19 protein-coding genes are annotated in these 20555 nt (G+C 65.4%); 8 read left to right on the top strand and 11 right to left on the bottom strand.

Annotation, left to right across the window (positions count from 1 at the left end):
* Positions 1 to 266: 266 nt before the first annotated feature.
* Positions 267 to 1136, top strand: coding sequence for an oxaloacetate decarboxylase (locus NMG10_RS09370; protein WP_197866695.1), 870 nt, complete (start codon positions 267 to 269; stop codon positions 1134 to 1136).
* A gap of 6 nt (positions 1137 to 1142) precedes the next feature.
* Here the strand turns inward: NMG10_RS09370 and NMG10_RS09365 are convergent, their stop codons facing one another.
* On the bottom strand, positions 1143 to 1316 hold the full coding sequence (locus NMG10_RS09365; protein WP_177330819.1) for a hypothetical protein: 174 nt from the start codon (positions 1314 to 1316) through the stop codon (positions 1143 to 1145).
* 76 nt (positions 1317 to 1392) lie between these two features.
* The gene (locus NMG10_RS09360; protein WP_110737414.1) at positions 1393 to 2301 is read right to left on the bottom strand and encodes a LysR family transcriptional regulator; all 909 of its coding nucleotides are present in this window, start codon (positions 2299 to 2301) and stop codon (positions 1393 to 1395) included.
* 103 nt (positions 2302 to 2404) lie between these two features.
* Here NMG10_RS09360 and NMG10_RS09355 point away from each other — a divergent pair, with 103 nt between their 5' ends.
* The gene (locus NMG10_RS09355; RefSeq protein WP_254464226.1) at positions 2405 to 3280 is read left to right on the top strand and encodes an MBL fold metallo-hydrolase; all 876 of its coding nucleotides are present in this window, start codon (positions 2405 to 2407) and stop codon (positions 3278 to 3280) included.
* Positions 3281 to 3308: 28 nt separating this feature from the next.
* A complete protein-coding gene (locus tag NMG10_RS09350) occupies positions 3309 to 3923 on the top strand; it encodes an NAD(P)-dependent oxidoreductase (RefSeq protein ID WP_254464225.1) in 615 nt (204 codons plus the stop codon).
* 126 nt (positions 3924 to 4049) lie between these two features.
* On the opposite strand, the gene NMG10_RS09345 is transcribed toward NMG10_RS09350, so the two are convergent.
* Positions 4050 to 4931, bottom strand: coding sequence for a LysR substrate-binding domain-containing protein (locus NMG10_RS09345; RefSeq protein WP_203647842.1), 882 nt, complete (start codon positions 4929 to 4931; stop codon positions 4050 to 4052).
* 112 nt (positions 4932 to 5043) lie between these two features.
* Between NMG10_RS09345 and NMG10_RS09340 the strand changes: the two genes are divergently transcribed.
* Positions 5044 to 6681, top strand: coding sequence for a 5-guanidino-2-oxopentanoate decarboxylase (locus tag NMG10_RS09340; protein ID WP_254464238.1), 1638 nt, complete (start codon positions 5044 to 5046; stop codon positions 6679 to 6681).
* A gap of 72 nt (positions 6682 to 6753) precedes the next feature.
* Here the strand turns inward: NMG10_RS09340 and NMG10_RS09335 are convergent, their stop codons facing one another.
* A complete protein-coding gene (locus NMG10_RS09335; RefSeq protein WP_110737424.1) occupies positions 6754 to 7674 on the bottom strand; it encodes an AraC family transcriptional regulator in 921 nt (306 codons plus the stop codon).
* Positions 7675 to 7876: 202 nt separating this feature from the next.
* On the opposite strand from NMG10_RS09335, the gene NMG10_RS09330 reads away from it, so the two are divergent.
* Both NMG10_RS09330 and NMG10_RS09325 read left to right on the top strand, forming a co-directional pair.
* Positions 7877 to 8170, top strand: a complete 294-nt coding sequence (locus NMG10_RS09330) for a putative quinol monooxygenase (RefSeq protein ID WP_050703928.1) — start codon at positions 7877 to 7879, stop codon at positions 8168 to 8170.
* 42 nt (positions 8171 to 8212) lie between these two features.
* Positions 8213 to 8446, top strand: a complete 234-nt coding sequence (locus tag NMG10_RS09325) for a hypothetical protein (RefSeq protein ID WP_232854631.1) — start codon at positions 8213 to 8215, stop codon at positions 8444 to 8446.
* Here NMG10_RS09325 and NMG10_RS09320 read toward each other — a convergent pair whose 3' ends face one another.
* The 7 genes from NMG10_RS09320 to bglX all read right to left on the bottom strand — a co-directional run bounded on the left by NMG10_RS09320 (position 8447) and on the right by bglX (position 18277).
* On the bottom strand, positions 8447 to 9052 hold the full coding sequence (locus NMG10_RS09320; protein WP_203647840.1) for a flavin reductase family protein: 606 nt from the start codon (positions 9050 to 9052) through the stop codon (positions 8447 to 8449).
* Between the two features lie 118 nt (positions 9053 to 9170).
* Positions 9171 to 9575, bottom strand: coding sequence for a heme utilization protein (locus NMG10_RS09315; protein ID WP_254464224.1), 405 nt, complete (start codon positions 9573 to 9575; stop codon positions 9171 to 9173).
* 350 nt (positions 9576 to 9925) lie between these two features.
* Entirely contained in the window at positions 9926 to 11077 is a 1152-nt protein-coding gene (locus NMG10_RS09310; RefSeq protein ID WP_254464223.1) for a Fic family protein, read from the bottom strand.
* Positions 11078 to 11203: 126 nt separating this feature from the next.
* Positions 11204 to 12505: an MFS transporter gene (locus NMG10_RS09305; protein WP_203652700.1), complete on the bottom strand. Its 1302-nt coding sequence runs from the start codon at positions 12503 to 12505 to the stop codon at positions 11204 to 11206.
* 276 nt (positions 12506 to 12781) lie between these two features.
* On the bottom strand, positions 12782 to 14116 hold the full coding sequence (locus tag NMG10_RS09300; protein ID WP_232854628.1) for a sigma-54 dependent transcriptional regulator: 1335 nt from the start codon (positions 14114 to 14116) through the stop codon (positions 12782 to 12784).
* Positions 14110 to 15867, bottom strand: coding sequence for an ATP-binding protein (locus NMG10_RS09295; protein ID WP_203647835.1), 1758 nt, complete (start codon positions 15865 to 15867; stop codon positions 14110 to 14112). Before NMG10_RS09295 ends, NMG10_RS09300 begins: the two co-directional genes overlap by 7 nt.
* A gap of 118 nt (positions 15868 to 15985) precedes the next feature.
* Complete coding sequence (gene bglX / locus NMG10_RS09290) at positions 15986 to 18277, bottom strand: beta-glucosidase BglX (protein ID WP_234560680.1); 2292 nt, start codon at positions 18275 to 18277, stop codon at positions 15986 to 15988.
* 203 nt (positions 18278 to 18480) lie between these two features.
* Here bglX and NMG10_RS09285 point away from each other — a divergent pair, with 203 nt between their 5' ends.
* Both NMG10_RS09285 and NMG10_RS09280 read left to right on the top strand, forming a co-directional pair.
* The gene (locus tag NMG10_RS09285) at positions 18481 to 19089 is read left to right on the top strand and encodes a TPM domain-containing protein (protein WP_234560679.1); all 609 of its coding nucleotides are present in this window, start codon (positions 18481 to 18483) and stop codon (positions 19087 to 19089) included.
* A gap of 195 nt (positions 19090 to 19284) precedes the next feature.
* On the top strand, positions 19285 to 20505 hold the full coding sequence (locus NMG10_RS09280; protein WP_203647834.1) for an SAM-dependent methyltransferase: 1221 nt from the start codon (positions 19285 to 19287) through the stop codon (positions 20503 to 20505).
* Positions 20506 to 20555: the final 50 nt, after the last annotated feature.

Below are 20555 nucleotides of genomic sequence, written 5' to 3'. Positions count from 1 at the left end.
GCAAGATCGGCATTGGCGCATTCATCCAGTGCTGCATGGCCGCGTGATATCGTGGCTAGGCCGCAGAGGCTGAAATCCGGGGCCTGCACCAGCATGGTGCAGCCATTTGCCGCAGGATTTCGCGTCGCTGTATGTCCACACCTTCTATTCCTCTGCCTGCATGTCGAGCATGACCGCCCAGATGGCGACGGTTGGAACAGTCAGGTAGACCCGATTCAGGGGTCGGTTGTCAGCCGTTCACAAATTTCATTACAAGCGGAGTGATCATGCCCAAGGCTTCCCACCACGATCTGCGTTTTGCCTTCCGCGAACTGCTTGCTTCAGGTTCGTGCTATCACACCGCTTCGGTCTTCGACCCGATGTCCGCCCGTATCGCCGCGGACCTGGGCTTCGAAGTCGGCATCCTCGGCGGCTCGGTCGCCTCGTTGCAGGTCCTGGCCGCGCCGGACTTCGCCCTGATCACCCTCAGCGAGTTCGTCGAGCAGGCCACCCGCATCGGTCGCGTCGCCCAGTTGCCGGTACTGGCCGATGCCGACCATGGCTATGGCAATGCGCTCAACGTGATGCGCACGGTCATCGAACTGGAGCGCGCCGGCGTGGCCGCGCTGACCATCGAGGATACCTTGCTGCCGGCCCAGTTCGGTCGCAAGTCCACCGACCTGATCTCGGTGGAGGAGGGCGTGGGCAAGATTCGTGCGGCGCTGGAGGCGCGTGTCGATTCGGCGCTGGCGATCATCGCCCGGACCAATGCCGGCGTGCTCACCACCGAGGAAATCATCGTCCGCACCCAGAGCTACCAGAAGGCCGGCGCCGATGGCATCTGCATGGTGGGGGTGAAGGACTTCGAGCAGTTGGAGCAGATCGCCGAGCACCTGAGCGTGCCGCTGATGCTGGTCACCTACGCCAACCCGAACCTGCGTGACGACGAGCGCCTGGCGCGCCTGGGCGTGCGCATCGTGGTCGATGGCCATGCCGCCTACTTCGCCGCGATCAAGGCCACCTACGACTGCCTGCGCCAGCAGCGCGGCCAGCAGCACAAATCGGACAACCTCGGCGCCACCGAGCTTTCGCACACCTACACCCAGCCCGAGGACTACATCCGCTGGGCGAAAGAGTACATGAGCGTCGAGGAGTGATCCTCTCTACCTGACGGCGCTCAGCGTGGCGCTATGAGGGACGCAGTGCTCGTGGACGCAGCTGGCGGCCGCGTTGGGCTGGCTGCGCAGCAGCTCGACCCGCCAGCAGGCCGAGCCGTAGAGCCCGGCCACCGCGACCAGGGCAAAGACGAGGGCGCAACGCCTGGATTTGATGCTCATGGTGCGGACCTCCTGTTGGTGCAACAGGTGATACCTTCAAGCATAGGCCTTGTGCGCGGATCTGCATGGCCTGGACTCAGCTCAATCCCTTGTCCCACTCCGGCTCGTCGCCGAACCGCTGCGCCAGGAAGTCCAGCATGCTGCGCAGTGTCGCCGGCATGTGCTTGCGCGAGGTGTACACAGCGTTGAGCGTCAACTCTCGTGGTTTGGCGTACGGCAGCAACCGCACCAGGTCGCCATTGCGCAACGCAGCAGCCGCCTGGTAGGTGGGCAGCATGGCGATGCCGGCGTGGGCCAGGGCGGCTTTCTGCAGGGTCATGGCCTCGTTGGCGCTGATATTGCCCTGCACCGGCACGGCGACGTTCTGCCCGTCCACCTCGAAATGCCACAGGCTGTGACCGAAGTAGGCATGGGTCAGGCAGTTGTGCCGGCTCAGTTCCTCGACCTGGCGCGGCGTGCCGTGCTCGCGCAGGTAGGCGGGGCTGGCGCAGACCACCGAGCGGCACACGCTCAGGCGTCGGGCGATGAGGTTGGGGTCGACGTCGTTGCTGGTGCGGATGGCCAGGTCGATGCGCTCGTCCACCAGGTTGACGGTGCGGTCGAGCATCTGCAGTTCCACCTTCACCCCGGGGTAGCGTTTGACATAGGCGGCCAGCGCATCCACCAGCTGGGCCTGGCCGAATGAGGTGCTGACACTGATGCGCAGTTCACCACGGGGCGCGTCGTCCGGCTGGCGCACGGCGTTCTGCAGGTCGCCGGCCAGCTCCAGCAGCTGGCGACAGCGGGGCAGGGTCTCGAGGCCTGCGGCCGTCAGGCTGAGCTTGCGCGTGGTACGTTGCATCAGGCGCGCGCCGACCCAGTCCTCCAGCTCCGCCAGGTAGCGTGAGACCACGGGCCTGGAAAGCTCCAGATGATCCGCCGCGGCGGACTGGCTGCCCAGGTCGACGACGGTGACAAATACGCGCATGGCATTGAGGCGATCCATGATCTGTCCGATTTCAGAAACAAACTATGTCGAAGCATCGCATTTTTTGTATTGGTTCGGGCAACTAAGCTTGCCTGCATCGTCCCACTCACAGGATCTTGCGATGTCTCTCCTCACCCCCCTGCGCGGCCTGCTGCTGGCCTGTATAACCCTCGGCGGCCAGGCCATGGCCGGCGAACCGCTCAAGCTCGAAGCCTACAACCCTGGCCACGCGGCGATCTTCCCGGTCAGTTCGGTGATCGTCAGCGGCGCCCACGACGCCATCCTGGTCGACGCCCAGTTCGGCAAAGGCCAGGCCGAGCAGGTGGTCGAACGCCTGCGTGCCAGCGGCAAGCAGCTGACCACCATCTATGTCAGCCATGGCGACCCCGACTACTACTTCGGCCTGGACACCATCACCCAGGCGTTTCCCAAGGCCCGGGTGGTCGCCTCGGCCGCCACGGTCGAGCACATCCGCAAGACCATGGACGCCAAGCTGGCCTACTGGGGCCCGCAGATGGGCGCGGACAAGCCGGCACGCCTGGTGGTGCCGCAGGTCCTCGAGGGCAATCGCCTGGAGCTTGAAGGCCAGGCACTGGAGGTTGTCGGCCTGGACGGTCCACAGCCGGACCGCAGCTTCGTCTGGATTCCCTCGATCAAGGCAGTGGTCGGTGGCGTGGTGGTTTCCGAACATATCCACGTGTGGATGGCCGACACCCAGACCGCGCAATCCCACGCCGACTGGCTGAGCACCCTGACGAAGATCGAGCAGCTGGCCCCGCGCACGGTGATCCCCGGGCATTACCTGGGCGACAGCAGCCGCTCGCTGGACGCAGTGCGCTTCACCACCGGCTACATTCGTGACTTCGATACCGAAGCCGCCAAGGCCGCCGATTCCACCGCGCTGATCGCGGCGATGAAGCAACGCTACCCGAACCTTGCCGACGAGAGCTCCCTGGAACTGGGGGCCAAGGTCGCCAAGGGCGAGATGAAGTGGTAATCCCTTTCAACCTGTTGGAGTGTTTCCCATGAGCAAGATCGCAATCATCGGCGCCACCGGGCGCGCCGGCAGCCAGTTGCTGGAAGAGGCCCTGCGTCGTGGCCACAGTGTGGTGGCCATCGCTCGGGATCCGGGCAAGCTGCAAGGCCGTGACGGCGTGACGGTCAAGGCGCTGGATGCCAAGGACAGCGCCGCCCTGCAGACGGCCGTGACTGGCTGCGATGCGGTGTTGAGCGCGGCGCATTTCTCCACCCTCGAGCCTGGCGCGATCATCGAGCCGGTCAAGCGTGCCGGGGTCAAGCGCCTGCTGGTGGTGGGTGGTGCCGGCAGCCTGCTGCTGCCGTCCGGGCACCGGGTGATCGACAGCCCGGACTTCCCGGAGGCCTACAAGGCCGAGGCCAGTGCCGGGGTGCGCTTCCTCGAAACGCTGCGCCGCGAGCCGACCCTGGACTGGACCTTCCTGTCGCCGTCGGCGGAGTTCGTCGAAGGTGAGCGCAGCGGGCACTACACCCTGGGCAAGGACCACCTGCTGATCGGCGCTGATGGCAAGAGCTGGATCACCTTTGCCGATTACGCCATCGCCATGCTCGACGAGCTGGAGAAACCGGCGCACTCGCGGGCGCGGTTCACGGTCGGCTACTGAGTCGCGCGGTACCCTGTAGGAGCGGCCTCGTGCCGCGAAAGGGCTGCACAGCAGCCCCAGGCTTTCAGCGACAAATCAGATATCGCCGGGGCCGCTATGCGGCCCTTTCGCGGCACAAGGCCGCTCCTACAAAGGTTGCGCAAGGCTTGAGGCGCGCGTCTGCAGCCACTCCACCAACTCGACCAGCCCCGTGGGCATGGTCTTCGACGGGCTCACCAGGTAATAGCCCTTCCCGGTCGTCACCTTCAGCTCGAACGGCATGCACAACCGGCCTGTGCGCAGGTCGTCGCCGATCAGCGAGAAATCGCCGATGGCGATCCCCGTCCCCTGGGAGGCCATGGCCATTGCCATGTCCAACGTCTCGAAGTGCTGCTTCGGCCCCTGGGGCTCGAACCCGGCGTTGGCCGCCTGCAACCACAGCTGCCAGTCGTGTTCGTCCCGCGAGGGGTGCAGCAGCATCTGCCGCGCCAGGTCCTGCAACTGCAAGAGGTCGCTTGATACCGATGGCGCGCAGACCGGCGTCAGTTGTTCATCGAACAGCTTGCGTACCTGCAGCCCATGGTTCGGCGCCGCGCCATACACCACGGCCGCATCGAAGCCCTCGCGGCGAAAATCCACGCCGTGCTGCACCGTGGTGGTCAACTCCACCGGCACGTCCGGGCGCAGTGCCTGCCATTCCAGCAAGCGTGGCAGCAGCCAGCGCATCACGCAGGTCGGCGCCTTTAGCTGCAGTGTCGCGCTACGCCCGCCGACCTCGCGCACGCCTTGCTCGATCAGGGCAAAGATCTGCTGCACCCGGGGCAGCCAGTCCTGCCCTTCGCGGGTCAGCGCCAGGCCCCGGGCCTGGCGCTGGAACAACGCGTAGCCCAGGTGCTCCTCGAGCCCGGCGATCTGCCGGCTGACCGCGCCCTGGGTGATGTGCAGCTGTTGCGCGGCGCGGGTGAAGTTGCAGTGCCGGGCGGTCACCAGGAAGGTGTGCAGGGCGGGGAGGGGCGGCAGGCGTTTCATTGTGACAAGCCATGATGTGAGGTCATGGCTAGTATGTGTTTTTTTGCATTGTGGCGGTAGTCGGCGCTTGGTTCCATGAGCACAGGTCTCAACAAGAATCGGGTACTCGATGATGGCAACCTGTGGTGAAGTGCTGGTCAAACTCCTCGAAGGCTATGGCGTCGATCATGTCTTCGGCATTCCCGGCGTGCATACCGTGGAACTCTACCGCGGCCTGGCCGCCTCCTCGATCCGTCACATCACCCCGCGCCACGAGCAGGGGGCCGGGTTCATGGCCGACGGCTACTCGCGTACCCGGGGCAAGCCTGGGGTGTGCTTCATCATCACCGGCCCGGGCATGACCAACATCACCACCGCCATGGGCCAGGCCTATGCCGACTCGATCCCGATGCTGGTGATTTCCAGCGTGCAATCGCGTAGCCAGCTGGGCGGTGGACGCGGCAAGCTGCACGAGCTGCCCAACCAGGCTGGCCTGGTCGCGGGGGTGGCGGCGTTCTCGCACACGCTGATGAGCGCCGATGACCTGCCCGAGGTGCTGGCCCGCGCCTTCGCCGTGTTCGATGGCGCCCGACCTCGCCCGGTGCATATCGAGATCCCGCTGGATGTGCTGGTGGAACCCGCCGATCACCTGTTGCCGGGCCGCGTGGTGCGCACCACCCGGGCCGGCGCCGCGCCACAGACCGTGCAACGCATGGCCGTGCGCCTGGCCAAGGCGCGGCGTCCGCTGATCCTGGCCGGTGGCGGTGCGCTGGAGGCGGGCGCCGGGCTGGCGCGGCTGGCCGAGCACCTGCAGGCGCCGGTGGCGCTGACCATCAACGCCAAGGGGTTGTTGCCCGCGAACCATCCGCTGCAGATCGGCTCGACCCAGACCCTGCCGGCCACCCGTGCGCTGGTGGCCGAGGCCGACGTGGTGCTGGCCATCGGCACCGAACTGGCCGAAACCGACTACGACGTGACCTTCAAGGGCGGTTTCGAGATCCCCGGCAGCCTGCTGCGGATCGATATCGACCCGGACCAGACGGTGCGCAACTACCTGCCCGAACTTGCCCTGGTAGCGGATGCCGCCCAGGCTATTGAAGCGCTGTTGGTGGCCCTGAACCTGCAGGCGCAACCGCCGCGCGAAAGCGATTGGGGAGCGGCGCGGGCCGCCCGTCTGCGCCAGGACAACGCGGCCAGCTGGGACCAGCCGACCCTGAGCCAGACCCGTCTGCTGACCAGCATCCTGCAGACCCTGCCGGACGCCATCCTGGTGGGCGACTCGACCCAGCCGGTCTATACCGGCAACCTGACTCTGGACATGGCCAGGCCGCGTCGCTGGTTCAATGCCTCCACTGGTTACGGCACGCTGGGATACGCGTTGCCGGCCGCCATGGGCGCCTGGCTGGGCAGCGCCGAGTCGCCCGCCGTACGCGCGCCGGCGGTGTGCCTGATCGGTGACGGCGGGCTGCAGTTCACCCTGCCTGAGCTTGCCAGCGCGGTCGAGGCGCAGGTGCCATTGATCGTGCTGCTGTGGAACAACCAGGGGTACGAGGAGATCAAGAAGTACATGGTCAACCGGGCGATCGAGCCGGTCGGCGTGGACATCCATACCCCGGACTTCATTGGCGTGGCGCGGGCGTTGGGGGCCGAGGCAGAGGACGTGGGTGATGTGGCGCAACTGCAGGCAGCGTTGGGCAGGGCGGTGGAGCGCAGGGGGCCGACCTTGATCCAGGTGGATCAAGGTCAGTGGCAGCGGGCGGTTCAGGGCTGAAGCTGCAGCGAGGGCTTTGCCCTCGATCGCGGGGCAAGCCCGCTCCTACAGTCGCCCGATGTTTGTCTCTTTTCAGCTGGCGCTGGCGCGCAGGCGCGCCACGTCGCGAATCGGCGGCGCGCCGTACAGGCGGCTGTACTCGCGGCTGAACTGCGACGGGCTTTCATAACCTACCCGGTAGCCAGCCACCGCGGCCTCCAGCCCGTCGTTGAGCATCAGTCGCCGCGCCTCCTGCAGGCGCAGCTGCTTCTGGTACTGCAACGGGCTCATTGAGGTCACGGCCTTGAAACGGTGGTGCAGGGTCGAGGTGCTGAGGTTGACCTCGCGCGCCAGGTCCTCGATGCGCAAGGGCTCCTGGTAATGCCGATTGAGCCAGGCGATGGCCTGGCATACCCGGTGGGTCTGGCTGCTGGACAGGGCGATCTCGCACAGCCGCCAGCCCTGGGGGCCACGCAGCACGCGATACATCAGCTCGCGGCGCACCAGTGGGGCGAGCACGGCAATATCTCGTGGGCTGTCGAGCAGGCGGACCAGGCGCAGCAGCGTGTCGAGCAACTGCGGATCGCTTTTCTCCACGAACAGCCCTCGGCCGGAGGATTGGCCGGGGACCAGTATCGGCCCGCTCTCGGCGATCAGCTGGCTGATCTGCGCCGGGTCGATGTCCAGGCGCAAACCCAGGCAGGGGTTCTCGGGGCTGGCTTCGAGCAGGGCGCCGGTGATGGGCAGCGTTACCGAGACCACCATGTAGTGCAGCGGGTCGTAGGTATAGCGCTCGTCGCCCAGGAACAATGTCTTGCTGCCCTGGGCCAGGATGCACAAGGCCGGTTGCGCCAGGGCCGGCATGCCGCGCACATCTTCTTCATAGCGAGTCAGGTACAGGTCTTCGATGGCCGACACCGCGCCATAGGGGCCGTTGGCGTGACGTCGGATCAGCCCGGCCAGCTCCTGGCGTTGCTGTTCCAGAAGCGGATCGAGGGGCGTGGATGAACTCATGGCGGGATTCCTCTGCTGACCGACGCAGCATAGGTTTGGGCAATGGCAGGCGCTAGTCGAAAGCTGCAGATCGATTGCCTGATCCTGCCGCGTTGCAGGATCAGGCAATCGGCCGGCAGTAATGGCCTAACGTCCCGCGCGGGCGAACCTCTAACCTTGGCAGCCTGGTTTTCCCGTCCGTAGTGCTTCAAGGAGATCGTTCATGACCCAGCAACAACCGGTCACACACCTGGCTTTCATCCGCGCCAGCAACGGTCGATCCGCAGAACTCGGCGTGCGCCTGCGCGACTTGCTCGAGCCGTCGCGACGTGCGCCGGGCTGCCTGAGCTTCAGCGTGCAGCGCTCGCAGGTCGATGCCGACCTGTGGCTGCTCAGCGGCAGCTGGTGCGACCAGCAGGCGATGAGTGGCTATTTCGCTTCGCCCACCCTCGACGTGTTCGGGGAGCTGGTGCAGGAGCAGGTGGTCAGCAGCCTGGACCTGCATACCTTCGCCTAACGTGTAGAATGCCGCCCCTCGATCACACAGGCGCAAAGCGACATGGCACGTAGAGAATTCCCCCACTTCGAAGCGGTTTCGGCAATGGTTCCGGTGCAAGGCGGCGGCTACCACGCGGCGATCGCCGTGAAGGCCCTGGTCATGGGCGGTGCGCCGCGCTTTCACAAAGTGCTGGACGGGCAGGTGTTCCAGTCGGCGATCGCGGCCGACCAGGCCGCTTGTGCCGAACTCGAACGCCTGCAGGGCGTGAGCGAGGAAGGTGAACTGGTCTTCTGATCAGACCTGTGGGCGAGCCATCTTGAACAGCTCGCCCAGCGCGAAGTAGTCGGCCGGGCCGCCGCCACGCAGGATCGGCTCGGCGGCGGCGGTGTCGTAGATGCCGTCCTTGAGCAGATGCTCGGCAATGTGCACCGCCACCACCTCACCGAGGATCAGCCAGCTGGGAACCACTTCCTGGTCGGCGCGCTTGAGCTGGACGATCTGGCTGACCTTGCATTCGAAGCTCACCGGGCTTTCGCCCACGCGCGGCACCTTGACCACATTCGAGGCGGTCGGGGTGAGGCCGCTGAGTGTGAACTCGTCGACATCCGCCGCCACGGCGGCGCAGCTCTGGTTCATCTGCTGCGCCAGCGGACGGGTGGCCAGGTTCCAGACGAACTCACCGGTCTGCTCGATGTTGTTCAGGCTGTCTTTGCGCCCGACGCTGCAGAAACCGATGATCGGAGGGATGTAGTTGAAGGCGTTGAAGAAGCTGTAGGGCGCCAGGTTCAGGCGGCCTTCGCGGTCGTGGCTGGAGATCCAGCCGATGGGCCGTGGGCCGACGATGGCGTTGAACGGGTCGTGGGGCAGGCCGTGGCCTTTGGCGGGTTCGTAGTAGTACATCTGCGCAAGGCCGCGAGGCCCTTCCTGGTGGGAGACAAGGCGCCTAGTGTGCCAAGGCTTGGCCCGGCTGCAAATGATCAAGCCCGGCCGAAGCCGGGCTGGTAGCGCGCATCAGCGATCAGCTGATGCGGTGGCCGTTGGTGCGGTCGAAGCCATCTTCGGCGAAGCGTTGGCCGCCGGTGCGATCAAAGCCGTCTTCGGCGAAGCGTTGGCCGCCAGTGCGATCGAAGCCGTCTTCGGCGAAGCGTTGGCCGCCGGTGCGGTCGAAGCCGTCTTCGGCGAAGCGTTGGCCGCCGGTGCGGTCGAAGCCGTCTTCGGCGAAGCGTTGGCCGCCGGTGCGGTCGAAGCCGTCTTCGGCGAAGCGCTGCCCACCGGTACGATCGAAGCCATCTTCTGCGTAGATAGCCGACTGACTCTGCACGGCAGCGAAGGTGTGGGCGCCGGTACGGTCGAAACCGTCTTCGGCGAAGGCACCCGTGGACAGAACAGAGAGGGCGAGGGTGAGGATCAGTTGGTTTTTCATGGCCGTTGCTCCGGTGGATTGCTTGGGGTTGTTGTTTCTATGGGTTTAATGCTACGCCTATTAATTTGATTAAAAAGCGCAAAAAACCACGTATAAGAATCGATTAAGTCGATTGTTTTTGGCGCGGGTAACTGCAGGAAGTTGCCATTGGCGCCCCGGCCGCCGCCCAGCATCGCTCCCATCGGTTTTCGGGAGGGCCAGGCGGTGGCAGGGCCATTTCAGAATGAGCCCAGGCAGTTAATTGGGAATTAAGGGAGGAGGCGGCTTTTCACGAGAGGGAGGCCTGTTACCCGTGATGCGAGGTTCAGCGAGCGGTCGAGCTTTTCAGAGTGCTCGTTGAGCAGCCCCGCTCATGTCTCCTGGGTATTCACCCTGTAGCGGGTGCTTCGTCCGCCGCCGGGCAGACGAACCAGGCAGTGCTTGTCCAGCAGGTCGGCAAGGTGCCGGGTGGCTGTGGCCTTGGAGACCTTGGCCACAGCCTGGTACTGGCTGGCGCTGATACCCGCCTCGAAGCCGCGAGGGCCACCGTCGAGCAGGCGATTGAGCACTTTGACCTGTTCGGGCAACAAGCCGTCGCCACGATGGATCAGCCAGAAGCGTGCCTTGGCCAGCACCCGGTCGATGCGCGCCAGCGCTTGCTGGAGGCTGCGCAGCAAGGTGGCAAGGAACCAGGCCAGCCATTGTGTGACGTCCAGATCGCCGCGCTGGCTGCTTTCAAGGACTGCGTAGTAGCCGGCCCGGTCTTCCAGGATGCTGCTGGACATGGCGTAGAAACGGACCGCCCGCTGCTCGCCCTGGGCCAATGCCAGGTCTGTGATGGCGCGGGCCAGGCGGCCATTGCCATCGGTGAAGGGGTGCAAGGTGACGAACCAGAAATGGGCGAGCCCCGCGCGTAGCAGGGGGTCGAGTTGCCGATCACTGCGGCTTCTCTCGAACCAGTCGAGGAACTGCTGCACCTGCTGCTCCAGGCCGGCACGCGGCGGTGCTTCGAAATGCACCCTGGGTTTGTCGATACGACCCGACACCACCTGCATCGGGGCATCGTCGCGCCATGCGCCGACTGGCATGGGCGGTGCGAGCGTAGTGTCATGCTCGGGGAACAGCCAGCGATGCCACAGGAACAGGCGCTGCTGATCCAGTGGCCGAACATAGCCCATGGTCGCATCCACCATCAACTCGGCCAGGCCCTCGCTGCGTGTCGTGGTCGTTCCTGGCTCGGCAATCCCGAGCCGGCGGGCCAGGGAAGAGCGCACGGACTCCACATTGAGCTGCTCACCCTCGATGGCCGAGGACGTGACAATGTTCTGCAGCAGGGTATCGAGTGTATCGAGGTTGGCATTGGCCTCGGTCACCGCCCCCGCTCTGCCCAGCAGGCAGCCTTGCGCCTGGACGCAGTCCCTGAGCAAGGTTGCCAGTTGCGACGCGTCCCAACGAACGTCGGGCCAGTCGGCCTGCTGCCAGACCCAGACGGTGTCTGCAGCCGTGTGCGCTTTTGGGTTCATGAGCCAAATAATAGCGTCATTCGGCTCATGATGTGAGCCGAATGACGCTATTATTCGGCTCACAATCCATTAAAAAAGGGGCGCCCGGTCATCCGGAGCGCCCCTTTTCAGTTCTGCGAGGAGGGATCAGTCGGTGGTGATCCGCGAATGCTGCTTGGTGTCCTTCATGGTCGCGTACACCAGCAACGAACAGGCGATGCAGGCGGTGACGTACCAGTAGTAGCCAGTCTCCATGCCGGCGCTCTTGAACCACAGGGCCACGTACTCGGCGGTGCCGCCGAAGATCGACACGGTCAGCGCGTACGGCAGGCCGACGCCCAGGGCGCGGATCTCGGTCGGGAACAGTTCGGCCTTGACCACGGCGTTGATCGAGGTGTAGCCGCTGACGATGATCAGCGCGGCCATGATCAGGAAGAACGCGCCCCACCAGGTCTGGATGGTGTGCAGGGTGCTGAGGATCGGCACGGTGAACAGGGTGCCGAGCACGCCGAAGGCGATCAGGATAGGGCGTCGACCGATCTTGTCGGACAGCCCGCCGATCACTGGTTGCAGGCACATGAACAGGAACAGCGTGGCCGCCGAAATGGTGGTCGAGTCGCTGATGCTCATGCCCACGGTGTTGACCAGATACTTCTGCATGTAGGTGGTGTAGGTGTAGAAGGCCAGGGTTCCGCCCATGGTCAGGCCGACCACGGTCATCAGCTCCTTGGGATGGCGCAGCAGGGTGCGCATCAGGTTTTCCTTGGATTTTTCCTTCTTGGTGAAGGACGCGGTTTCTTCCATGCCGCGACGCAGGTACAGGGCGACCACCGCGCACAGCGCGCCGATCACGAACGGCACGCGCCAGCCCCAGGCATACAGCTCCTCGGTGGTCAGGGTGTTCTGCAGGACGATCAGCACCGCCAGGGCGATGAGCTGACCCGAGATCAGGGTGACGTACTGGAAGCTGGAGAAGAAGCCACGGCGTTCCTTGCTGGCCATCTCGCTCAGATAAGTGGCGGAGGTACCGTATTCGCCACCCACCGACAGGCCCTGCATCAGGCGGGCGATGACCAGCAGGACTGGCGCGGCGACGCCGATGGTCTCGTAGCCCGGGGTCAGGGCGATGACCAGGGAGCCTGCGCACATCAGCAGCACCGATGCCATCAGTGCCGCCTTGCGGCCCTTGCGGTCGGCGTACAGGCCCATCAGCCAGCCGCCGATCGGACGCATGAGGAAGCCCACGGCGAAGATCGCGGCGGTGTTGAGCAGTTGGGCGGTGGTGTCGCCGGCGGGGAAGAAGGCCTTGGCGAAGTACAGCGAGAATGCGGCGTAGACGTACCAGTCGTACCATTCGACCATGTTGCCGATGGAACCACTGAAGATCGATTTGAGGCGGCTGGCGGTGGACTTTTGCGCGGCGGGCGCAACGGCCGCCCCGGTGGGCAGAGTGCTGGCGTTATCCATCAGGGATACCTTCTCGTTGTTTTTGTGGAGCGCGCTCGAGGCGCAGCTTGAGAAGGGTTTTGCAGGAGGTGTGCCAGGTGGGGGCGCAGTGATCCGTTTGGGTGCATCGCGAGCCGGTCCGCTCCCACGCAACCCCTGTAACCTGCGGGTAATGCATATCCTTGTAGGAGCGGGCTTGCCCCGCGAAGAAGTGCCTCGGAGGATCAGTGAGTGAGCGGAATTTCGCTTGTTCTCGCCAATGGATAGGCAAGAATCCGCTCATTCGCGCTCAAGAAAGTCCTCTCTCGCCAACCCATGCCGCTGCATCTTTTCATTGAGTGTGCGCCGCGGCAGTTGCAGTGCCTCCATCACGCCCTTGATCTCACCCTTGTGCTGACGCAATGCAGCGCGCAGACACTGGGCCTCGAACGCTTCCATCTGCTCGACCAGGGATTGCCCGCCGGACGCGACCTCCAAAGCCGGCGAGCCCAACCCCAAGGCATGCCGTTCGGCGGCATTGGCCAGCTCGCGCACATTGCCCGGCCAATCGTGGGCCAGCAGGCGCGCCAGTTGCGCGCCGCTCAGCGGTGGGGCGCTGCGCCCCAGGCGTTCGGCGGCGCCGCGGGCAAAATGCTCAAACAGCAGCGGGATGTCCTCACGCCGTTCGCGCAGGGGCGCCAAGCGCAGTTCGGCGACGTTCAGGCGATAGGCCAGGTCTTCGCGGAAACGCCCGGCGCGGGCTTCTTCAAGCAGGTCCGGCTTGGTCGCGGCAATGATGCGCAGGTCGACGCTGATGCTCTGATTGGCGCCCAGCCGCTCAAGCTTCTGTTCCTGGATCACCCGCAGCAGCTTGGCCTGCTGGGCCAGTGGCATGCTTTCGATTTCGTCGAGGAACACGGTACCGCCATTGGCGTACTCCAGTTTGCCGATTCGCTTGCCCTGGGCACCGGTGAACGCGCCGCTCTCATGGCCGAACAGCTCGGCCTCGAACAGCGTCTCGGGAATGGCCGCGCAGTTGAGGGCGACGAAGGGTTTGTCGGCGCGCGGGCCGAAGTCGTGCAGGCAGCGCGCCACGCGCTCCTTGCCGCTGCCGGTTTCACCGCGGATCAGCACGTTGACCGGCAGGCCGGCCAGCTCCAGCACTTGGCGGCGCAGTTGCTGCAAGCCCTGGGACATGCCCAGCAGGGTGTTCTCCAGCTGCGCCTTGAGGTCGGCCTGCTCATGCAGGTGGCGGTTCTCCAGGACCAGCTGGCGCTTTTCCAGGGCCCGGCGCAGGCTGCCCATCAGGTGCTGTGGTGTGAACGGCTTTTCCAGGAAGTCATAGGCGCCATTGCGCATCGCTTCCACGGCCATGGGCACATCGCCATGGCCGGTGAGCAGGATCACCGGCAGGTCGGGGTCGTTCGCCTGCAGCTGTTCGAGCAGTTGCAGGCCGGACATGCCGGGCATGCGTACGTCGCTGAGGATCACCCCGGGGAAGTGCGGCTCGAGCCTGTCCAGACAGTCTTCGGCGCGGGCGAACAGTTGCACGCTGAAGCCCGACAGGCTCAGCCACTGTTCCACCGCGGTGCGGATGCTCGCTTCGTCGTCGACGACAATCACCGAATTCAACATACAGGCTCCAGGTCGCGGGGCAGGGTGAGGCTGAAGCGGGCACCGCCCGGCAGGTTCTCGACCTGCAGGCGGCCACCGGCGTCGATGACGATGCCATAGGAGATGGCCAGGCCCAGGCCCAGCCCTTCACCGACCGGCTTGGTGGTGAAGAACGGATCGAAGACCCGGTCCAGGTCGCAGTCGAGGATGCCACCACCGGAATCGAGCACGCTCAGGCGCCATTGCCCATCGTCTGCCTCGATGCGGATCTCCAGGCGTTTGTAACGTTTGTCGGCCATGGCGTCGATGGCGTTGCGCAGCAGGTTGATCAGCACCTGCTCGAGGCGGATCGCGTCGCCGCGGACCCAGGCCGGGCGGGCCAGGTACAGCGCCACTTCGACGCCTTCGGCGCGGATGCGGGTATCCAGCAGGTGCAGCGCCTGGTCGACCACCGTGGCCAGGTCCAGACGTTCGCGCAGGCCGCCGGGGCTGTTGCGGGCGAAGGTCTTCAGGTGGCCGGTGAGCGCGGCCATGCGGGTCAGCATCTGCTCCAGCGGCTCCAGGGCCTGGCGGGCTTCGTCATGGCGGCCATGGTCGAGCAGCAGGCGCAGGGTTTCCAACTGCATGCGCTGGGTGGTCAGCGGCTGGTTGATTTCGTGGGCCAGGGCTGCCGACATCTGCCCCAGCGCCGCCAGCTTGGCCGATTGCACCAGGCCTTCCTGGGCGGTATGCAGCTCACGGGTGCGCTCCTCGACCAGGCGCTTGAGCTCTTCGCGGCTGCGTTGGCGTAGGCGGGCCAGGCGCAGGCGCTGGCTGACGAACAGCGCGGCGAACACCAGGCTCAGCCAGATGGCTGCAGCGGCGAGGGCGGCGTTGCGGCCATCCTCGGCGACCTGCGGCTTGCGCAGCAAGTGCAGGGTCCAGCCTTCGGCCTCCAGGGGCAGGCGCTCCCACAGGTACTCGGCGGTGCCATCCGGGCCTTGCACGCGGGTCAGGTGGCTGGTGTCGGTGAAGCGGGTCAGGGCCTGGTGCTGCAGGGGCACCAGCGGTTGCTTGTCGTACTGGCGGGTTTCGGCCAGTTCGGCGCGGTCGGCGCCGGACAGCGGTTGCAGCTCGCGGTAGCGCCAGCCGTCCTGATTGGCGATGAAGGTGATGCCGCGGGCATCGCTGACCAGCAGGATATCGCTGCCCTGGCGCCACTCGCGTTCCAGCTCCGGGAACTCAAGTTTGACGACCATGGCGCCGAGGAAGCGGCCATGTTCGTCGTTTACCGCGCTGGACAGGAAGTAGCCCGGCACGCCGCTGGTCACGCCGACGGCATAGAACCGGCCGCTGCCCTGGCTGCGGGTCTGCTTGAAATAGGGGCGAAAGCCGTAGTTGGAGCCGACATAGGTGGTCGGCAGGCGCCAGTTGCTGGCGGCGATGGCCAGGCCCGTGCGGTCGAGCAGCTCCAGGGTGGAGGAGTTGGCGGCGCCGTTGATGCGTTCGAGCTTGCGGTTCAGGGCGTCCTGCACCGGCTCGGTGATCGGACCGCGCAGGGCCGCGATCAGCTCCGGATCCAGCGCCAGCACCGCAGGCAGGGCGCGATAGCGCTCGATCAGGGTGTGCAGGGCGTTGGCATACAGGCCCAGTTGCTCGCTGGCCCGGCGGGCGTCGGTTTCCATGGCCTGGCGCTTGGCCTGGTGCATGGCCCAGCCGGCGCTGAGGGTGGTGCCGACCAGGATCAGCAGGATGATCAAACCCAGGCGCAGGGCGCGGAAGGATGAGGGCATGGGGCGGATCCGGGATCTCGGTTGTCTGTGCCGGCCTCATCGCGGGGCAAGCCCGCTCCCACAGGATTGCAGATGTTCCTGTGGGAGCGGGCTTGCCCCGCGAAGGGGCCGAACCTGCTTAACGCAGCTCGAAGCTCTGCTGCTGCACCGCCTGCGAGTCGAGGCCGATCTGCACATTGAACTGGCCAGCTTCGGCGACGTGCTGCAGTTGGCCATTGTAGAACTTCAGGTCCTGCTCACTGATGTCGAAGGTCAAGGTTCGCGCTTCGCCGGCCTTGAGCATGACTTTCTGGAAGTTCTTCAGTTCCTTGACCGGGCGGCTCATTGACGCACTCTGGTCCTGGATATACAGCTGCACCACGGTCTCGCCGTCACGCTTGCCGGTGTTCTTCACCGTCACCTTGGCCTGCAGGGTGCCGCCACGCTTGAGTTCCTTCTGCGACAGCGCCAGCCCCGACAGCTCGAAGCTGGTGTAGCTCAGGCCGTAGCCGAACGGGTACAGCGGGCCGTTGGGCTCCTCGAAGTACTGCGAGGTGTAGTTGCCCGGCTTGCCCGGGGTGAACGGACGGCCGATGCGCATGTGGTTGTAGTACATCGGGATCTGCCCGACCGAGCGTGGGAAGGTGATGGCCAGGCGACCGGACGGGTTGTAGTCGCCGAACAGCACGTCGGCGATGGCGTTGCCGCCTTCGGTGCCGCTGAACCAGGTCTCGAGGATGGCGTCGGCCTGCTCGCGCTCCCAGGCAATCGACAGCGGACGGCCGTTCATCAGTACCAGCACCAGGGGCTTGCCGGTGGCCTTCAGCGCCTTGATCAGGTCGCGTTGCACCGCCGGGATCTCCAGGGTGGTGCGGCTCGACGATTCGTGTGACATGCCGCGGGACTCGCCGACCACGGCCACCACCACATCCGACTGCCTGGCGGCCTTGACCGCTTCGTCGATCAGCACGGCGGCGGGACGTGGGTCATCGACGATTTCCGGTGCGTCGAAGTTGAGGAAGTTCAGGTAGTCGAACATGGCCTTGTCGCCGGTCACGTTCGAACCCTTGGCGTAGACCAGCTTGGCCTTGCCTTCCACGGCACGGCGCAAGCCCTCGCGCACGGTGACCGAGTGCTGCGGTTTGCCGTCGGCGGCCCAGCTGCCCATCATGTCGATCGGCGCATCGGCCAGGGGACCGACCAGGGCGATGGTGCCGGCCTTTTTCAGCGGCAGGGTCTGCTCGCGGTTCTCCAGCAGCACCAGGCCACGGCGTGCCACGTCGCGGGCGGTGTCACGGTGCAGGCGGTCTTCGGCGTAGTAGTCCTTCAGGTCGGTTTCGGCCTTGGGAATGCGCACATAGGGGTCCTTGAACAGCCCCATGTCGTACTTGGCGCCCAGCACTTCACGCACCGCCTGGTCCAGTTCGTCCTGGCTGACTTCACCGGACTTCAGCAGCCCTGGCAGCTCCTCGCCGTAGAGGGTGTCGTTCATGCTCATGTCGATGCCGGCCTTGATCGCCAGCTTGGCGGCCTCACGGCCGTCGCGGGCAACGCCATGGCGGATCAGTTCCTGGATGGCGCCGTGGTCGCTGATGGTCACGCCCTTGAAGCCCCACTCCTTGCGCAGCAGGTCGTTCATCAGCCAGGTGTTGGAGGTGGCCGGCACGCCGTTGATCGAGTTCAGCGCCACCATCACCCCGCCGGCACCGGCGTCGAGCGCGGCGCGGTAGGGCGGCAGGTAGTCGTTGTACATCTTCGGCAGGCTCATATCGACCGTGTTGTAGTCGCGCCCCCCCTCCACCGCGCCGTACAGGGCGAAGTGCTTGACGATGGCCATGATGCTGTCGGCGTTGGCCGGGCTCGAGCCCTGGAACGACTTGACCATCACCTGGCCGATCTTCGAGGTCAGGTAGGTGTCCTCGCCGAAACCTTCACTGGTGCGGCCCCAGCGTGGGTCGCGGGCGATGTCGACCATCGGCGCGAAGGTCATGTCCAGCGAATCGGCGGCGGCCTCGATGGCCGAGGTGCGGCCGACCTTGGCGATGGCGTCCATGTCCCAGGACGAGGCCAGGCCCAGGCCGATCGGGAAGATGGTGCGCTCGCCGTGGATAGTGTCGTAGGCGAAGAACATCGGGATCTTCAGACGGCTGCGCATGGCCGCGTCCTGCATCGGCCGGTTCTCGGGGGCCGTACGCGAGTTGAAGGTGCCACCGATGCGTCCGGCGGCGATTTCCTCGCGGATCTTCTCGTGGGGCATCTCGGGGCCGATGCTGATCAGGCGCAGTTGGCCGATCTTCTCGGCCTCGGTCATCTGGCCGACCAGATGGTCGATGAACGCCTGCTTGTCTTGCAGGGGCGCGGCGGTTGGGGCGGCAAGGGCCGCCTGACTGGCAAGGCCCATGGCCAGGCCCAGCAAAGACAGTTTCATCATCAATTCCGTTGTCGAGTGATATGCGGCTGGCCGAGACGTTTCGTACGCCTGTTATTGTCGCGTCCGCTGGCGGTTCTGTGGATCATTCATCCATGATCCGGCGCAGTCGCGGATTATGCCTTATATGAGGCGTTTGTTGAGATACACTCTCGCCCACCCGATTGCCGGGATAACAACGATAAGAACGCTCGAGAGACGATGGCATGACCGAATACGAACAGCGCCAGATCGCCGAGGCGATCGCCCGCGCCGAGCGGCGTACCGATGCGGAGCTGGTGACCGTCCTGGCCCGCCGCGCCGACGACTTTCCCTACCTGCCGTTGCTCTGGGCCGCCCTGCTGGCCTTGCTGATCCCTGGCGCGTTGCACCTGTGGCTGGGCGGCATTGGCGTCAATGGCCTGCTGCTGGCGCAGATGCTGACCTTCATCAGCCTGTGCCTGCTGTTGCGCCACCCGCGCCTGGCGGCCTGGGTGGTGCCGGTGGTGCTGCGGCGCCGGCGTGCGTCGGGCCTGGCCCGCCAGCAGTTTCTCGAGCTCAACCTGCAGCGTACCGCTGGTGCCACGGGGGTGCTGATCTTCGTCAGCGAAGCCGAGCGTCATGTCGAGATATTGGTTGATGAGGGCATTGCCCGGCACCTGCCCGAGCAGGCACGCGAGGCGATCGTCGCCCGCTTCACCGATCAGGTGCGCCAGGGCCATACCCTGCAGGGTTTCGTCGAGTGCATCGAGGCCTGCGGCGAGCTGCTCAGCGAACACGTGCCGCCCACCCATGCGCGCAACGAGCTGCCCAACCGCCTGGTGATTCTCGACTGATTCTCGTGGTCTGAATCAATGCTTGTTGTCGTGGGAGCGGGCTTGCGCCGCGAACACCGGCGAAGCCGGTGTCATGCATCGAGTTATCGGCTTCGCGGGCAAGCCCGCTCCCACAGGGGTTCGCGATGGCCTGACATCGACGTAGAATGCCAGGCATTGCGCATCGCGCCCCCGCATTCCGAGGCACCCGTTCCCATGTCGTCCCCTTCTTCCGCCCCCACCGCGCCGGACCCGCGTGCCCAGTTCCTGAGCCTGCTAGCCGATGCCCTGGCTGATGGCAGCCTGAGCAAGCTGGTGCTGGCCCGTCATGTCGGCGCCGACCAGACCCTGCAGCGGATCATCGCCAAGCCGGTGCAGATCAAGGGCCAGGCCTGTCTGTCGCTGGTCTACCGTCACCAGACCCGCGACATCACCCGCAACCTGGGGCTGGACCCGGCGCTGGCGCTGGTGGCCGAGCTGCTGCCGGAGAGTTTTCGCAACGCGCACCTGTTCACCGCCGCCGGCGAGGTGCAACTGGAGTTCAGCAAGAAGGGCAAACCGATGCTGCGCCGTCACCTGGCCCAGCCGGCGCCGCGTGAGGCGGGGGCTGGCGGGCACGACCGCGAGAAAAAGCGCTACCTGGAACTGTCGCGACCGTTCCTGCGCGACCTGGGGGTGACCGATGGGCAGGGCGCGCTGATCCCGTCGATGTCGCGCAAGTGGAAGCAGATCAACAAGTTCATCGAAGTCTTCGACCATGCCTTGAGCGGTGCGCCGGTGGATGCGCAGCAGGCGCTGAAAGTCGCCGACTTCGGTTCGGGCAAGGGCTACCTGACCTTTGCCATGCACGACTACCTGCGCAATACCCTCGGGCGTGAGGCGCAGGTCACCGGGGTCGAGTTGCGTCCAGACATGGTCGAGCTGTGCAACGCCGCCGCCGCGCGCCTGGAGCATCCGGGCCTGGTGTTCGAATGCGGTGATGTGCGCAGCGTGGTGCCTGAGGCCATCGACGTGATGATCGCCCTGCATGCCTGCGACATTGCCACCGACTACGCCATCCACACCGGCATTCGCTGCAACGCCGCGATCATCATGTGCTCGCCGTGCTGCCACAAGCAGGTTCGTCCGCAACTGCGCAGCCCCGGCCTGTTGCAACCGATGCTGCAATACGGGCTGCACCTGGGGCAGCAGGCCGAAATGCTCACCGACAGCCTGCGCGCGCTCTATCTTGAGGCCTGTGGCTACGAGACCAAGGTGTTCGAATTCATCTCGCTCGAGCACACCAACAAGAACAAGATGATTCTTGCGGTCAAGCGCCGACAGCCCCAGGACAATGCCGCGCTGCTGGAGAAGATCGCCGAGCTCAAGGCGTTCTATGGGGTACGCGAGCATTGCCTGGAAACCCTGCTGCAGGCGGATGGTCTGATTGCTGGGTGATTGAACCTACAGCACCTTCCCAGTTTCGGTTAGGCCGTTTCCGAAAGAGT

Source organism: Pseudomonas sp. DVZ6, assembly GCF_024259445.1.
Classification (GTDB): Bacteria; Pseudomonadota; Gammaproteobacteria; order Pseudomonadales; family Pseudomonadaceae; genus Aquipseudomonas; species Aquipseudomonas peradeniyensis.
Note: the sequence above shows the minus strand (reverse complement) of the source record. Positions and strands in the feature narration are given on the sequence as shown.

Excerpts from the sequence above, each read along its gene's own strand:
- NMG10_RS09355 (WP_254464226.1), top strand. The coding sequence starts at position 2,405 with ATGTCTCTCCTCACCCCCCTGCGCGGCCTGCTGCTGGCCTGTATAACC.
- NMG10_RS09280 (WP_203647834.1), top strand. The coding sequence starts at position 19,285 with ATGTCGTCCCCTTCTTCCGCCCCCACCGCGCCGGACCCGCGTGCCCAG.
- NMG10_RS09295 (WP_203647835.1), bottom strand. The coding sequence starts at position 15,867 with ATGCCCTCATCCTTCCGCGCCCTGCGCCTGGGTTTGATCATCCTGCTG.
- NMG10_RS09330 (WP_050703928.1), top strand. The coding sequence starts at position 7,877 with ATGACCCAGCAACAACCGGTCACACACCTGGCTTTCATCCGCGCCAGC.
- NMG10_RS09365 (WP_177330819.1), bottom strand. The coding sequence starts at position 1,316 with ATGAGCATCAAATCCAGGCGTTGCGCCCTCGTCTTTGCCCTGGTCGCG.
- NMG10_RS09285 (WP_234560679.1), top strand. The coding sequence starts at position 18,481 with ATGACCGAATACGAACAGCGCCAGATCGCCGAGGCGATCGCCCGCGCC.
- NMG10_RS09350 (WP_254464225.1), top strand. The coding sequence starts at position 3,309 with ATGAGCAAGATCGCAATCATCGGCGCCACCGGGCGCGCCGGCAGCCAG.
- NMG10_RS09310 (WP_254464223.1), bottom strand. The coding sequence starts at position 11,077 with ATGAACCCAAAAGCGCACACGGCTGCAGACACCGTCTGGGTCTGGCAG.
- NMG10_RS09360 (WP_110737414.1), bottom strand. The coding sequence starts at position 2,301 with ATGGATCGCCTCAATGCCATGCGCGTATTTGTCACCGTCGTCGACCTG.
- NMG10_RS09335 (WP_110737424.1), bottom strand. The coding sequence starts at position 7,674 with ATGAGTTCATCCACGCCCCTCGATCCGCTTCTGGAACAGCAACGCCAG.
- NMG10_RS09300 (WP_232854628.1), bottom strand. The coding sequence starts at position 14,116 with ATGTTGAATTCGGTGATTGTCGTCGACGACGAAGCGAGCATCCGCACC.
- NMG10_RS09370 (WP_197866695.1), top strand. The coding sequence starts at position 267 with ATGCCCAAGGCTTCCCACCACGATCTGCGTTTTGCCTTCCGCGAACTG.
- bglX (WP_234560680.1), bottom strand. The coding sequence starts at position 18,277 with ATGATGAAACTGTCTTTGCTGGGCCTGGCCATGGGCCTTGCCAGTCAG.
- NMG10_RS09345 (WP_203647842.1), bottom strand. The coding sequence starts at position 4,931 with ATGAAACGCCTGCCGCCCCTCCCCGCCCTGCACACCTTCCTGGTGACC.
- NMG10_RS09320 (WP_203647840.1), bottom strand. The coding sequence starts at position 9,052 with ATGTACTACTACGAACCCGCCAAAGGCCACGGCCTGCCCCACGACCCG.
- NMG10_RS09315 (WP_254464224.1), bottom strand. The coding sequence starts at position 9,575 with ATGAAAAACCAACTGATCCTCACCCTCGCCCTCTCTGTTCTGTCCACG.
- NMG10_RS09340 (WP_254464238.1), top strand. The coding sequence starts at position 5,044 with ATGGCAACCTGTGGTGAAGTGCTGGTCAAACTCCTCGAAGGCTATGGC.
- NMG10_RS09325 (WP_232854631.1), top strand. The coding sequence starts at position 8,213 with ATGGCACGTAGAGAATTCCCCCACTTCGAAGCGGTTTCGGCAATGGTT.